Origin of the sequence: Actinopolymorpha sp. B17G11 (assembly GCF_040196095.1) — a bacterium.
Taxonomy (GTDB): Bacteria; Actinomycetota; Actinomycetes; order Propionibacteriales; family Actinopolymorphaceae; genus Thermasporomyces.
The window spans coordinates 211,261-224,131 of record NZ_JBEFTW010000006.1 but is presented as its reverse complement, the minus strand read 5'-3'; the positions used below and the strand labels follow the sequence as shown (position 1 = coordinate 224,131).

Here is a 12,871-nt window from a genome sequence, read left to right as displayed (position 1 = left end):
GCGTACGACGTGCTCTGTGCGGTCGGCGTGCGACCGGAAACCCCGTGCGAACGGCCCCGGCGATGTGAAGAGGGGCGGGCCAGCTGGCCCGCCCCTCGAGGTCTCACTGCCGCGTTCGCGGCATCACTCCGTTGTCCAGGAAAGTGGCGTCACTCAGACGGAGCACCGTCGCCCGCGACGATGCTCACCACCCGGCGCCCGCGCCGGCGGCCGAACTCGACCTTGCCCTGGGACAGTGCGAACAGCGTGTCGTCGCCGCCACGCCCGACGTTGACACCGGGGTGGAAGTGCGTGCCACGCTGCCGGACGATGATCTCGCCGGCGTTGACCAGCTGGCCGCCGTAGCGCTTGACGCCGAGCCGCTGCGAATTGGAGTCGCGCCCGTTCCTGGAGGACGAGGCGCCCTTCTTGTGTGCCATCGGTCGACCCTTTGCCTGTCGTTCGCGGTGGGGAGCAGGATCCGGTGGTCCTGCCGTGCTGTGTGAGGACTACTTCGTCTCGATGCCGGTCACCTTGAGCTGCGTCAGCTTCTGGCGGTGACCCTGGCGGCGGCGGTAGCCCGTCTTGTTCTTGAACTTGAGAATGTTGATCTTCGGTCCCTTGGCGTCGCCGAGGACCTCGGCGGTGACCGCGACCTTGCCGAGCGCCGCGGCGTCGGAGGTGACGGTCTCGCCGTCGACCAACAGCACCGCCGGAAGCTGCACTGTGGCACCAGTCTCCTCGGCGAGCCGGTTGACCTCGAGGACGTCGCCGACCACAACCTTGTGCTGCCGGCCGCCACTGCGCACGATCGCGTACACCGCTCGTCTCACTCTCTTCGGGATAAAGCTCTTCGGGAAGTGCAGCTTCGGATCTATGCGCCTTCGAAGTTCAGAGGACTGCGCCGGACCAACGACGGCAGACACGACGAAGACGCGAACTCCGCGCCGATCGTTGAGGATACCCAACCGAGGCGATGGGGTCCAAAGCGGGTGAGCGCGCGGCCGGCGCCAGGGTGGACCGAGGCGAGGTCGAGACCGCCCCACGGAGCACCGTCGGTCCCTGGTCGGTCACCACCAGCTGGTACGACCGACGGGACTCCCCTGGGCCTGCGGTGTCTCCTTCGGTGTCTCCTGCTGTGTCTCCTGCTGTGCCCCCTCCAGGACCGTTTCGTCCGAATGGGGCGCTTCATCGTGCTCCGGCGCTTCGCCCTGCTGAGACGCTTCGCCGTGATCGGGTGCTTCGCCGTGACCGGGCGCTTCGCCCTGGTCGCTGGGCTCGGCTGGCTGACTAGGTTCGCCTGGCTGACTAGGTTCGCCTGGCTGACTAGGTTCGCCTGGCTGACCGGGTTCGCCTGGCTGACCGGGTTCGCCCAGCTGACTAGGTTCGCCCAGCTGACTAGGTTCGCCCAGCTGACTAGGTTCGCCCAGCTGACTAGGTTCGCCCAGCTGACTAGGTTCGTCGACGTGGGCGGGTTCCTGGGCGGGGGAAGGCTGGACCTCAGCCACCGCCGGTGCTGACGGCTCCACCTCGACCGCCTCGTCAGCCCTGGCCGCGACCGCCTCGACCACTTCGTCAGGCCGGGCCCCGACCGCCTCGACCACTTCGTCAGGCCGGGCCCCGACCGCCTCGACCACTTCGTCAGGCCGGGCCCCGACCGCCTCGACCGCCTCCTCAGCCCTGGCCTCGACGGCCTCGTGTGTCTCAGCCTCCGCGGCGAGTTGAGCGTCGGCCGCCGCCACGAGTTGGGCGTGGGCGTCTGCCGCAACCGGCGCCTCGGGCGCTGGCGCGGTATCGGCCTCCACCGCGGTCGGAGCTTCTGCGGTGTCCGCGTCGGACCCAGCCTCTGCGGCAGGTTGGTCGTCCGTCTCGGGCTGGGCGTCCGGCTCCGACGATGCCTCGTCGGTATCGAGGCCCTCCGCCGTAGCGGCTCCCCCGCCCCCTCCGCGCCGCCGCCGGCGCGACCGGCGTCCGCCCTCGCCGTCCGCCGGGTGATCGTCGGACTCGACAGGATCGAGCCGGATGTGGAACCCGCGACCGTTGCACGCCTCGCAGGGCTCGCTGAACGACTCGAGCAGGCCGGTACCGATCCGCTTCCGGGTCATCTGGACCAGCCCGAGCGAGGTCACCTCGGCCACCTGGTGCTTCGTACGGTCCCGGCCCAGGCACTCCACCAGACGGCGTAGCACCAGGTCACGGTTGGACTCCAACACCATGTCGATGAAGTCGACCACGATGATGCCGCCGATGTCGCGCAGTCTGAGTTGCCGGACGATCTCCTCGGCCGCCTCGAGGTTGTTCTTGGTGACCGTCTCCTCGAGGTTGCCGCCAGCGCCGGTGAACTTCCCGGTGTTGACGTCGATGACCGTCATCGCCTCGGTGCGTTCGATGATCAACGACCCGCCCGACGGCAGCCACACCTTGCGGTCGAGCGCCTTCATGATCTGCTCGTCGATCCGGAACGACGCGAAGACATCCTTCGGCGTCGTCCAGCGTTCCAGCCGGCTGCCCAGGTGCGGGGCAACGTGGCGGACGTAGCCCTCGACCATGTCCCACGCGTCGTCGCCGGACACGACGAGGCGGGTGAAGTCCTCGGTGAAGAGGTCGCGGACGACCTTGATCAGCAGGTCCGGCTCGGCGTAGAGGAGGTTCGGCGCCTGCCCGTTCGATGCCTTCTTATCGATCTCCTGCCACTGTGCCTGGAGGCGCGACACGTCGCGGGAGAGTTCCTCCTCGCTCGCACCCTCGGCAGCGGTGCGGACGACCACGCCGGCTTCCTCGGGGACGATCTCCTTCAACAGCTGCTTGAGCCGGTTGCGTTCGGTGTCGGGGAGCTTGCGGCTGATGCCGTTCATGGAGCCGTGGGGTACGTAGACGAGGTAGCGCCCCGGGATGCTGATCTGGCTGGTCAGCCGCGCACCCTTGTGTCCGACCGGATCCTTGGTGACCTGGACCAGCACGGCCTGGCCGGACTTGAGCGCGGTCTCGATCCGCTTGGGCTGACCCTCGAGGCCCAGGCCGCTCCAGTCGACCTCACCGGCGTAGAGCACGGCGTTTCGGCCGCGGCCGATGTCGACGAACGCGGCCTCCATGCTGGGCAGGACGTTCTGAACCCGGCCGAGGTAGACGTTGCCGATCATCGAGGACTGGGTCTCACGGGTGACGTAGTGCTCGACGAGTACGTCGTCCTCGAGAACGCCGATCTGGGTCCGGTCGCCGTGCTGTCGGATCACCATCGTGCGTTCGACGGACTCGCGGCGGGCGAGGAACTCCGACTCGGACAGGATCGGCGGCCGTCTGCGGCCGGCCTCGCGGCCCTCACGTCTGCGCTGCCTCTTCGCCTCGAGCCGGGTCGAGCCCTCGACCGAGGTCACCTCGTCGGACTTGCGGGGTTCCCGCACCTTGACGATGGTCGTCTCTGGGTCGTCCGGAGCGGCCTCGATCGCCTCTCCCTTGCGCCGGCGCCGGCGCCGGCGCCGACGGGACCCGTTGCCGCCGGACTCGTCGTCAGTGCCCGACCCGTCGGCGTCGTCGGCCTGGCTGTCGTCGGTGTCGCCTGCGCGGTCGGCCTCGGCGTCGTCGTCTCCGGAGGTGCGGTCACCTTCGGACCGGTCCTCGTCGGAGCTGTCGTCGCCGTCCGCGCCGGAGTCGTCGTCGGAGGCGTTCTTGTTGCGCCGCCGGCCACCACGCCGGCGTCGCCGGCGTCGGCCACCTTCGTCGTCGGAGTCGTCGCCGTCCGAGCTGGCGCCGGTACTACCGGCGCTGTCGCTCTCGGAGCCGCCGCTGGTGTCGGCCTCCTCGCGGGCATCAGAGGAGTCGCCGGTGTCGCTGGCCTTGGCGGTCCGGCCCCGCTTGCGCCGGCCGGGGGCGGGCTCGTCGACAACCTCGTCGGTCACCGGTTGCGCGGTCTCGATCGTCGGCGGCTGGAACAGCACCGACGGCGCCTGGAACGCCACGGTCTGCGCGGGGGGCTGGGCTGCTCGCCCGGATCCTGCCGGTGGTTCCCCGGGGCTGCCACCCGTGCCGACACTGCCGCTGTCGCCGCTGTCACGCGTGGTGCCCGGGTCGCCGGAGGACTCCCCCGCGTCGGACTTCGAGCGGGCGGACTTCCGCGAGGTCGTCCGTTTCCGGCTCGACCGCCGCCCGGGCGAGTCGGCCTGCTGGTCGTCGGCCGGATTCGCGGCGGTCTGCGAAGGATCTTCAGCTGGTTCTGACTTGTTGGTGTCTTGCTCGTGGTCGAGCATGCAGTCTTTCTCCTGTCAGCCCTCGGGCTCGAAAGCCGCACAAGGGCCCTGTCGGTCGCCTGCGTTGCGCTGGGCAACGCGGACGTAAGTCGTCTTCGTCGGCTCCGACCGGGAGAAATGGTTCTCTCCGATCGCCGCGACGACGTTCTCACCGGCAGCACCGCAACCCCGGCTGCTCTGGCCTACCGCGGAACGGCCTCCGCCACTTTCGGTGTGACGGGGGCGTCGCGGTCGAGCGCCAACGGATCGCCCACGGTGCCGGACACCTCGTCCCAAGGGCCCTGCGCCAGCCGGGTCGCACGAGGCGACATCGACAGCTCGAACCCAGACGCCAGGCGGAGCCCGGAGAGGACATCGTCGGGTCGTACGGCGGGCGTTCCATGCCGGACGACCACCTGCAGTATCGCACAGGCCTGGCTCGACACCTGGTAACCGACCGGTTGCGGGCTGCCAGACACTGCCCGAGCCACCTCGCCAGGAGCCGCGGCGACCGCCTCCGGGTCGTACGGTGGGTCCGCAACCAGGAGGCACAGGATCGCCGGACGGACGTCGAACACCTTCCGGCCGTTCTTGGTCAGCCGCTCCACCTCGACGGTCTCGCGGGCGAGGAACGCCTCCACCGCAGCGGCAAGCCCGTCCATCTCCGCGACCGGCACCTCGATCCGCCAGTGGGACGCCTGGAGCCGCTCGGCCAGCGACTGTCCTCGCGCCTCCACGATCTCGAGGACGTCCAGACCGTCAGGTAGCGCCGCGTCCAGGGCAATCCGGACGGCCTCGGGATCCTGGACGACGGCCAGCCCGAGTTCTGCGTACTCTGCCTCGCTCGCCGCGCCGGTAGGCGCCGCTCCCGCGAAGGAGATCTTCGGGTGCGGGCTGAAGCCGGCGGAGAACGCCATCGGTACGGCGGCCCGCCGCAGCGCCCGCTCCAGCGCCCGCTGGAAGTCGCGGTGGCTCGTGAACCGCAGCCGCCCGCGCTTGGCGTACCTCAGGCGTAGCCGCTGGACGGTGGCCGGCGTGTGGCGGTCGGGAGGTGTGGGTTTGCGACTCATCTCGCGGCACTCAGCTGTGGGAGACGGCGGCGATGGGGAGGAGCTTCTTGCCGGTCGGGCCGATCTGGATCTCCGTACCCATCTGCGGGCAGACACCGCAGTCGAAGCACGGCGTCCAGCGGCAGTCGTCGACCTCCACCTCGTCGAGGGCGTCCTGCCAGTCCTCCCAGAGCCACTCGCGGTCGAGCCCTGCGTCCAGGTGGTCCCAGGGCAGGACCTCCGCCGCTTCCCGCTCCCGCGTGGTGTACCAGTCGAGGTCGACCGGTTCGTCCGCGAGCGCCTCCTCGCACGCCTTCACCCAGCGGTCGTAGGAGAAGTGCTCGCTCCACCCGTCGAAGCGGCCACCGCCGTCCCAGACCGCCCGGATCACCCGACCGACCCGACGGTCGCCGCGCGACAGGAGCCCTTCGATCACCGACGGTTGGCCGTCGTGGTAGCGCAGACCGATCGCCTTGCCGTAGTTCCGGTCACTCCGGATCGCCTTGCGAAGCTTCGCCAGCCGCGCGTCGACGACCTCCCACGACGCCTGGCCCGCCCACTGGAACGGCGTGTGCGGCTTGGGGACGAACCCACCGATCGACACCGTGCACCGGATGTCGCGCCGGCCGGTCGCCTCACGCCCGGCCGCGATGACCTTGCGGGCGAGGTCGGCGATCTCGAGGACGTCCTCGTCGGTCTCGGTCGGGAGCCCGCACATGAAATAGAGCTTCACCTGGCGCCAGCCGCCGGCGTAGGCCGTGCTGACGGTACGGATGAGGTCCTCCTCGGACACCATCTTGTTGATCACCTTGCGAAGGCGTTCGCTGCCGCCTTCTGGCGCGAAGGTCAGCCCGGACCGCCGGCCGCTGCGGGAGAGTTCGTTGGCCAGCGTCACGTTGAACGCGTCGACGCGGGTGGACGGCAGCGACAGCGAGACGTTGCTGCCTTCGTACCGGTCCGCAAGGCCCTTGGCGACGTCGCCGATCTCGGAGTGGTCGGCGCTCGACAGCGACAGGAGCCCGACCTCCTCGAAGCCCGACGCCTCGATGCCCTGCTGGACCATGTCCCCGATCGTGGTGATGCTGCGTTCGCGGACGGGCCGGGTGATCATGCCCGCCTGGCAGAACCGGCAACCGCGCGTACAACCGCGGAAGATCTCGACCGAGTACCGCTCGTGCACGGTTTCGGCCAACGGCACAAGGGGTTTCTTCGGGTACGGCCACTCGTCGAGGTCTGTCAACGTGTGCTTGACGACGCGCATCGGGATGCCACTGCGGTTGGGAACCACCCGCTTGATGCGTCCGTCCGGGAGGTAGTCGACGTCGTAGAAGGCTGGTACGTAGACACCGCCGGACGCGGCGAGGCGACGCAGCAGCTCGGTCCGCCCGCCTGGGCCACCCTCGGCCTTCCACTCGCGGATCACCTCGCTGATCGCCAGGACGATCTCCTCACCGTCGCCCAGGACCGCGGCGTCGAGGAAGTCGGCGATCGGCTCGGGGTTGAACGCCGAGTGCCCGCCCGCCAGCACGATCGGGTGCGCGTCGGTACGGTCCCGCGACTCCAGCGGGATGCCGGCGAGATCGAGCGCCGTGAGGAGATTCGTGTAGCCCAGCTCGGTCGCGAACGACACACCAAGGACGTCGAACGCCTGGACCGGGCGGTGCCCGTCGACCGTGAACTGGCCGATGCCGTGTTCCCGCATCACCCGCTCCATGTCGGGCCAGACGGAGTACGTGCGCTCGGCGAGGATCCAGTCGCGTTCGTTCAGGATCTCGTAGAGGATCTGGATGCCCTGGTTGGGCAGGCCCACCTCGTAGGCGTCGGGGTACATCAACGCCCAGCGGACCTGCGCCGCGTTCCAGTCCTTGACGGTCGAGTTCAGCTCGCCGCCGACGTACTGGATCGGCTTCTGCACCTGCGGCAACAGCGGTTCCAACCGGGGGAAGAGCGACTCGACGGGCATTTTCGTGGTGCCTCCGGGGCGGGATGTACGCAACACTCTGTGGATCTGTAGCGGAAATACCTGGGTCCGAGGGCCAGATCGTCAGGTTTGGACTCGAGGCTCGATGGGGTCGGAGAACTCAGTGGGTCGGAGGTATCGGTGGGGTCGTACGAAGCAGACAGCGTAACCGGGACCGGGAACCCGGAAGCTCCGCGGACCGAGGCGGACGCCGCGGCGGCGGATCGGGCCCTCGATCCCGCCCGCGTCGCCGAACTGCTCCAGCGGCAGGACGATCTCCAGGCCGAGGCGGGGCAGGTGAGCGCCGACCTCAGGCTCGACGTCGTACTCGGCCAGGTGGGGCGGGTGGTGCCGATCGGCAGCGCGGCGTCCGGGTTGATGGTGTGGCGTGACCTCGACCTCAGCATCTACTGCACCGGTGCGGAGCCTGGCCGTGACGTGGCGACAGCGCTCCGCGACCTGCTCGCCGATCCGCGCCTGCTCGAGGCGGAGTACCGGAACGAGGTGGGTCCCCGCAGCCCGTCAGGCGGCACCCACGACCAGCGCTACTACGCCGTCCTCCACTACCTCGGCGCCGGGGACCAGGAGTGGAAGATCGATCTGTCCTTCTGGACCGACGCCGGACCTCGGGGCGAGTTCATCGACGCGGGGCGGCTCCGCGAGCGGCTCACGGACGAGACACGCCTCGCCGTCTTGTGGATCAAGGACGTGTGGCATCGCCTGGACTGTTATCCGTACGAGGTCGGCGGCATGGAGGTCTACGACGCCGTCCTGAACCACGGGGTGCGGACGCCTGCCGAGTTCGCGACCTTCCTCGCCGGCGGCAGTGCGTAGCGCCAGAGTTACGCCGAGGTAGAGGCGGCATCCGGACGACACCGAAGACCACGCCGGCTCGGCAGCCGGAATGCGTACGACATTGCGGGCACAATGGCACCCGAGTAGGAGCCGCTGACACAAAGGACCGCAATGAGCGTCGTCGACAACGCGATCTACGCGGGCGGGCACCGGATGGAGCCGGAGTCGCTCGACCAGACCTACGACCTGCTCCGCCAGAGTGGCGGCATGGGGTGGATCGGGCTCTACCGACCCGACGACGACGAGATCAGGTCGGTCGCCCGGGAGTTCAGCCTGCACGAGCTCGCCGTCGAGGACGCGGTGCACGCCCACCAGCGACCGAAGCTCGAACGCTACGGCAACACGCTGTTCGTGGTCCTGCGGCCGGCCCGCTACGTCGACCACGAAGAGGTCGTCGAGATCGATGAGCTGCACGTGTTCGTCGGGCCCGACTTCGTGGTCACCATCCGGCACGGCCCCGCGCCCGAGCTGAAGCCGGTACGCAGTCGCCTGGAGGGACAGCCGGACCTGTTGAAGATGGGTCCGGAGGCCGTGCTCTACGCGATCATGGACCAGGTCGTCGACGACTATCAGCCCGTCCTCCGGGGCCTGCAGCACGACCTGGACGAGATCGAGACCGAGGTCTTCGGCGGCGAGATCGAGGTGTCCCGCCGGGTCTACCAGCTCTCCCGCGAGGTGATCGAGTTCGACCGGGCGTGCCGGCCGCTGGTCGAGGTGCTCGACGCGCTGATGGCGGGCTTCGACAAATACGCCGTCGACCTCGAGCTGCGTCGGCTGCTGCGTGACGTCCGGGACCACGCGGTACGGGTCGCGGAGCGGGTTGATTCGTTCCGGCAACTGCTGGGGTCCATGCTGACCGTCAACTCCGCGCTCGTCGCCCAGAGGCAGAACGAGGAGATGAAGCGGCTCTCCGAGGCAAGCTTCGAGCAGAACGAACAGGTCAAGCGGATCTCGGGATGGGCCGCCATCATCTTCGCGCCGACGCTGGTGGGCACGGTCTACGGCATGAACTTCGCCTCCATGCCCGAGCTGGACTGGGCCTATGGCTATCCGTTCGCGCTCGGACTGATGTTCGTGGTGGGGCTGATCCTCTACGCCTTCTTCAAGATCCGCGGCTGGCTCTGAGGGGCGGCGCGTCCACCGCTCCCCTCACGTGGAAGAGGGGCACCCCGACCAATGGGTTCGCCACAGGGGCACCCCCCACCAGCCCGGCTCCGCCACAGGGGCACCCCCCACCAGCGCGGCTCCGCCACAGGGGCGGGCACCCCCAACCAGTTGGAGGGTCGCCGTCGGGGTTCCCGGCAAGGCGTGATCGGCGCAGGGGCTGGCGGATGGCACCATAGGCGCATGGCTGCGTTCTTGCTGCTCCCCACTGGCGCCGACCTGACCCTCGCCGATGTCGAGACCTGGGTCGCGCGGGCGAGGGCGCTCGGCGCCGCCGACTCCGCGCCCGTTCAGGTCGGCACGCCACCCCTGGCAGGTGACGACAGCGCCGAGGTGGCACTCAGCGTTCCGGTCACCGTGTCGCGCACGATCATCCCTGGCGCCGCTCCCGCCACGCCGGAGCCGGACGCTGAGGTCGCGGACGAACCTGAGGCTGAGGCTGAACCTGAGCCCGAGGCTGAACCTGAGCCCGAGGTCAGGGCCGGTGCGGTCGGGCCCGAGGCCGAGGTCAAGGTCGGCTCTGCCGCTGAGGCGGAGCCTGGAGCCCCGAGGCGGCCCGCCGGCCGAGGAGCGCCGCCGCCGGCAGTCTTCGGCTCGGGACCCGCCCTCGTATCCTGACCAGGCCCGCGCGCTTCGCCGGCACTCACGGCGGCCGTGCCGCTTCGTGTGCCGGCTCGTAGACCGCGTACTTTTGCATCCGTGATGGCCCCGGTGCCCGGTGGCGGACAGAAGGTTGACCCTGGAGGTCGCCTCCTTAAACGTATAACCATGCCAGGTCGCCAGCATCCGACCTCACGGGACGTCGCCGAACTCGCCGGCGTCTCGATCGCGACCGTTTCCTACGTCATGAACGGACGAGACGACCGCCGGGTAAGCGCCCAGACGAGGGATCGGGTACTGGCTGCCGCCCAGCAACTGGCGTACGCACCCAACCAGTCCGCCCGCAGCCTGCGACGCCGGCGAACTGAACGGGTCGTTCTGGTCGTGGGATCCATCGGCGTACCCGCCTATGACGAACTCGCGATCGACCTGCACGCCAGTGCCGACGATGCCGGCTACGGCGTGATCACACTCGTCGTCGACACGCCTGCTCGGGCGCTCAAGGCCGTCGATCTCCTGCGCCAGCGGATCGCCGACGGCGCCGTCATCGCATCCTCCGTCCCGCACATGCAGGAGGACACTCTCGCCAGCCTTGCCCGCGCGGGACTCCCGTTGGTCGTGATGAGCAACAGCGTGAGGCCGGACGGCTTCGATGTCGTACGAGCCCCGGAACGCCAGGCGTGCGGCGATGCTCTCGACCATCTCTTCCGGAGTGGCCGGCGACGGATCGCCTTCGTCGGGCACGCGCACGAGGTGGCAGCCGAGGAAGCATCTGAACGCCGGACCGCGTATGTCGACGCCCTCGAACGCCACGGCGTCCCTGCTAGAGAGCAGATCATCGTGCCGGGGGCGAACTCGCGCGTTGCCGGCTACCGGGCCGTGACGGATCTCCTTGCCCGGCCCGACCGGCCGGACGCGATCTTCGCGGCGTCGGACCGGGCCGCCATCAGCGCGATCCGTGCCACGGTTGATGCCGGGCTCGCCGTACCAGAGGACGTGGCCGTGATCGGGGTCGGCAACCTGGAGGAGGGCGTCGTCACCAGACCCGCCCTCAGCACCGTCGGACCGGCGGCGCAGGACTACGCGGAGGTCGCACGCCTGTTGTTCGACCGCGTCCTGCGCGACACACCGCTGCCAGGGCGCGAACGCCTCACTCCCTGGTCCTTCATCCGCCGCGGCTCGGCCTGATGCCTCGAGTGGTATCAGTGTGAGCCGGGCTTCCCACGCCACGCCGTCGCCCCAACCCCCTGCGAAAGGTTCGTCGATGCCATCAGATTCGCCCACGCCGTCGAGTTCCCCGGCCAGACGTCCCAACGTCATCGTGGTCTTCACCGACCAGCAGCGCTGGGACACGACCGGCGTGCACGGAAACCCGCTCGACCTCACGCCGAATTTCGATGCGCTGGCGCGGGCCGGAACCCATGCGGTACAGGCGTTCACACCACAGCCGGTGTGCGCACCCGCCCGTGCGGCGATCCAGACCGGGGTCTATCCCACGACGTCCGGCGTCTATCGCAACGGCCGCATACTTCCCGACGACGCCCGCACGCTCGCCCACCACTTCGGATCGGCCGGCTACGCGACCGGCTACATCGGCAAGTGGCACCTCGCCAATACCGAACCCGTGCCGGAGGCGCAGCGCGGCAACTACCAGTCGTGGCTTGGGGCCAACGTGTTGGAGTTCGTTTCCGACGCCTACCGCACCACAGTGTTCGACGACTCCGGTACGCCGGTGATGCTGCCCGGCTACCGGTCCGACGCGTTGATCGACGCGGCGATCCGGTTCGTTGCCGATCGCTCGTCGCCCGACGGTTCCGGCGCGGCCACGCCGTTCTACCTCTTCCTTTCGCTGATCGAGCCGCACCACCAGAACGAGGTCGACACCTATCCGGCGCCCGAGGGTTACGCGGAGCGCTACCAGGGCAGGTGGATGCCGCCCGACCTGGCCGCGCTGTCGGCGAAAGGGCTCGGCACGGCGCACCAGCACCTCGGTGGCTATTGCGGACAGGTACGCAGGATCGACGAGGGGTTTGGCCGGCTGCTCGACGCGCTGCGGAGCATGGGACTGGCCGACGACACGATCGTGGCGTTCACCTCCGACCACGGCAGCCACTTCAAGACCCGGAACACGGAGTACAAGCGGTCCTGCCACGACGCCTCGATCCGGGTGCCGCTGGCCCTGCGGGGTCCGGGCTTCGACGGCGGCGGTGCGTTGGATCGGCCGGTCAGCACGATCGACCTACCGCCGACGCTGCTCGACGCGGCGGGGTTGGAGGTGCCGGCGCAGATGCAGGGGCGGTCGTTCCTGCCGTTGCTGCGCGACCCTGCGGCCGAGTGGCCGGAGGAGGTGTTCGTCCAGGTCAGCGAGTCCGAAGTGGGCCGGGCGGTGCGTACGTCCCGGTGGAAGTACTACGTCGTCGACCCCGACGCGCACCCGTGGAACGACGCCGCTGGGACCCGGTACGTGGAGACGGCGCTCTACGACCTCGCCAACGATCCGTACGAACTGGTCAACCTGGCGGGGATGCCGTCGCACCGCAAGGTGGCGGACGGCCTGCGGGCGCGGCTGGTCGCGCGGATGCGCGAGGCCGGCGAGGCGGAGGCGCAGATCGAGCCGGCGCCCGCCGTGCCCGCGGTCGCTCAGCGCAGAACCGACCCGGCCGTCCACACGTCGACACGTACGCCCACCCGCTTCGGCCACCAGCCGCCCGCCAGCAGGTGAACCCTGCGCAAGACCTGCAGGTCGCCGCGGATGACCGTGAGCGCCGGGCAATAGGGCGGCGAACGCCGGAGAATGACCACGCTGAGCATGCGTCTGCTCGCCCGAACAGGCACCACGCGCCGCGGGACTCCACAAGCCTGCACACCAAGGTCACTCAGGCTCCACAAGCCTGCTCACCAAGGTCACTCACCGCGCCAACCAGGCGTCTGCTCGCCGGAACAGGCGCCGACACTTTGCGGAGTCCCACAAGCCTGCTCAACGTGGTCAATCTCCGGGCCGAGCACGGCGCCTGTACACCGGGACAGGCACCGACACGCTG

At 69.4% G+C, this 12,871-nt stretch carries 10 protein-coding genes; 5 read left to right on the top strand and 5 right to left on the bottom strand.

Annotation, left to right across the window (positions count from 1 at the left end; genetic code table 11):
• Positions 1–149: 149 nt before the first annotated feature.
• The 5 genes from rpmA to ABN028_RS09415 all read right to left on the bottom strand — a co-directional run bounded on the left by rpmA (position 150) and on the right by ABN028_RS09415 (position 7,214).
• Entirely contained in the window at positions 150–419 is a 270-nt protein-coding gene (gene rpmA / locus ABN028_RS09435; protein WP_349326102.1) for a 50S ribosomal protein L27, read from the bottom strand.
• 69 nt (positions 420–488) lie between these two features.
• A complete protein-coding gene (rplU, locus tag ABN028_RS09430) occupies positions 489–800 on the bottom strand; it encodes a 50S ribosomal protein L21 (RefSeq protein WP_349326624.1) in 312 nt (103 codons plus the stop codon).
• Positions 801–1,049: 249 nt separating this feature from the next.
• The gene (locus ABN028_RS09425) at positions 1,050–4,223 is read right to left on the bottom strand and encodes an Rne/Rng family ribonuclease (RefSeq protein WP_349696317.1); all 3,174 of its coding nucleotides are present in this window, start codon (positions 4,221–4,223) and stop codon (positions 1,050–1,052) included.
• Between the two features lie 182 nt (positions 4,224–4,405).
• Positions 4,406–5,272 (bottom strand): TIGR03936 family radical SAM-associated protein, encoded by an 867-nt coding sequence (locus ABN028_RS09420; protein WP_349326100.1) that lies wholly within the window; start codon positions 5,270–5,272, stop codon positions 4,406–4,408.
• Between the two features lie 10 nt (positions 5,273–5,282).
• On the bottom strand, positions 5,283–7,214 hold the full coding sequence (locus tag ABN028_RS09415) for a TIGR03960 family B12-binding radical SAM protein (protein ID WP_349696316.1): 1,932 nt from the start codon (positions 7,212–7,214) through the stop codon (positions 5,283–5,285).
• Between the two features lie 138 nt (positions 7,215–7,352).
• On the opposite strand from ABN028_RS09415, the gene ABN028_RS09410 reads away from it, so the two are divergent.
• The 5 genes from ABN028_RS09410 (at position 7,353) to ABN028_RS09390 (ending at position 12,552) form a co-directional block, all read left to right on the top strand.
• Positions 7,353–8,045, top strand: coding sequence for a hypothetical protein (locus ABN028_RS09410; protein ID WP_349326098.1), 693 nt, complete (start codon positions 7,353–7,355; stop codon positions 8,043–8,045).
• 132 nt (positions 8,046–8,177) lie between these two features.
• Positions 8,178–9,191: a magnesium/cobalt transporter CorA gene (gene corA / locus ABN028_RS09405; protein ID WP_349696315.1), complete on the top strand. Its 1,014-nt coding sequence runs from the start codon at positions 8,178–8,180 to the stop codon at positions 9,189–9,191.
• 222 nt (positions 9,192–9,413) lie between these two features.
• A complete protein-coding gene (locus ABN028_RS09400) occupies positions 9,414–9,848 on the top strand; it encodes a hypothetical protein (RefSeq protein ID WP_349696314.1) in 435 nt (144 codons plus the stop codon).
• Positions 9,849–9,998: 150 nt separating this feature from the next.
• The gene (locus ABN028_RS09395) at positions 9,999–11,018 is read left to right on the top strand and encodes a LacI family DNA-binding transcriptional regulator (RefSeq protein WP_349696313.1); all 1,020 of its coding nucleotides are present in this window, start codon (positions 9,999–10,001) and stop codon (positions 11,016–11,018) included.
• 76 nt (positions 11,019–11,094) lie between these two features.
• Positions 11,095–12,552, top strand: a complete 1,458-nt coding sequence (locus ABN028_RS09390; RefSeq protein ID WP_349696312.1) for a sulfatase family protein — start codon at positions 11,095–11,097, stop codon at positions 12,550–12,552.
• Positions 12,553–12,871 lie beyond the last annotated feature (319 nt).

Excerpts from the sequence above, each read along its gene's own strand:
- ABN028_RS09390 (WP_349696312.1), top strand. The coding sequence starts at position 11,095 with ATGCCATCAGATTCGCCCACGCCGTCGAGTTCCCCGGCCAGACGTCCC.
- rpmA (WP_349326102.1), bottom strand. The coding sequence starts at position 419 with ATGGCACACAAGAAGGGCGCCTCGTCCTCCAGGAACGGGCGCGACTCC.
- corA (WP_349696315.1), top strand. The coding sequence starts at position 8,178 with ATGAGCGTCGTCGACAACGCGATCTACGCGGGCGGGCACCGGATGGAG.
- ABN028_RS09420 (WP_349326100.1), bottom strand. The coding sequence starts at position 5,272 with ATGAGTCGCAAACCCACACCTCCCGACCGCCACACGCCGGCCACCGTC.
- ABN028_RS09425 (WP_349696317.1), bottom strand. The coding sequence starts at position 4,223 with ATGCTCGACCACGAGCAAGACACCAACAAGTCAGAACCAGCTGAAGAT.
- ABN028_RS09415 (WP_349696316.1), bottom strand. The coding sequence starts at position 7,214 with ATGCCCGTCGAGTCGCTCTTCCCCCGGTTGGAACCGCTGTTGCCGCAG.
- ABN028_RS09395 (WP_349696313.1), top strand. The coding sequence starts at position 9,999 with ATGCCAGGTCGCCAGCATCCGACCTCACGGGACGTCGCCGAACTCGCC.
- ABN028_RS09400 (WP_349696314.1), top strand. The coding sequence starts at position 9,414 with ATGGCTGCGTTCTTGCTGCTCCCCACTGGCGCCGACCTGACCCTCGCC.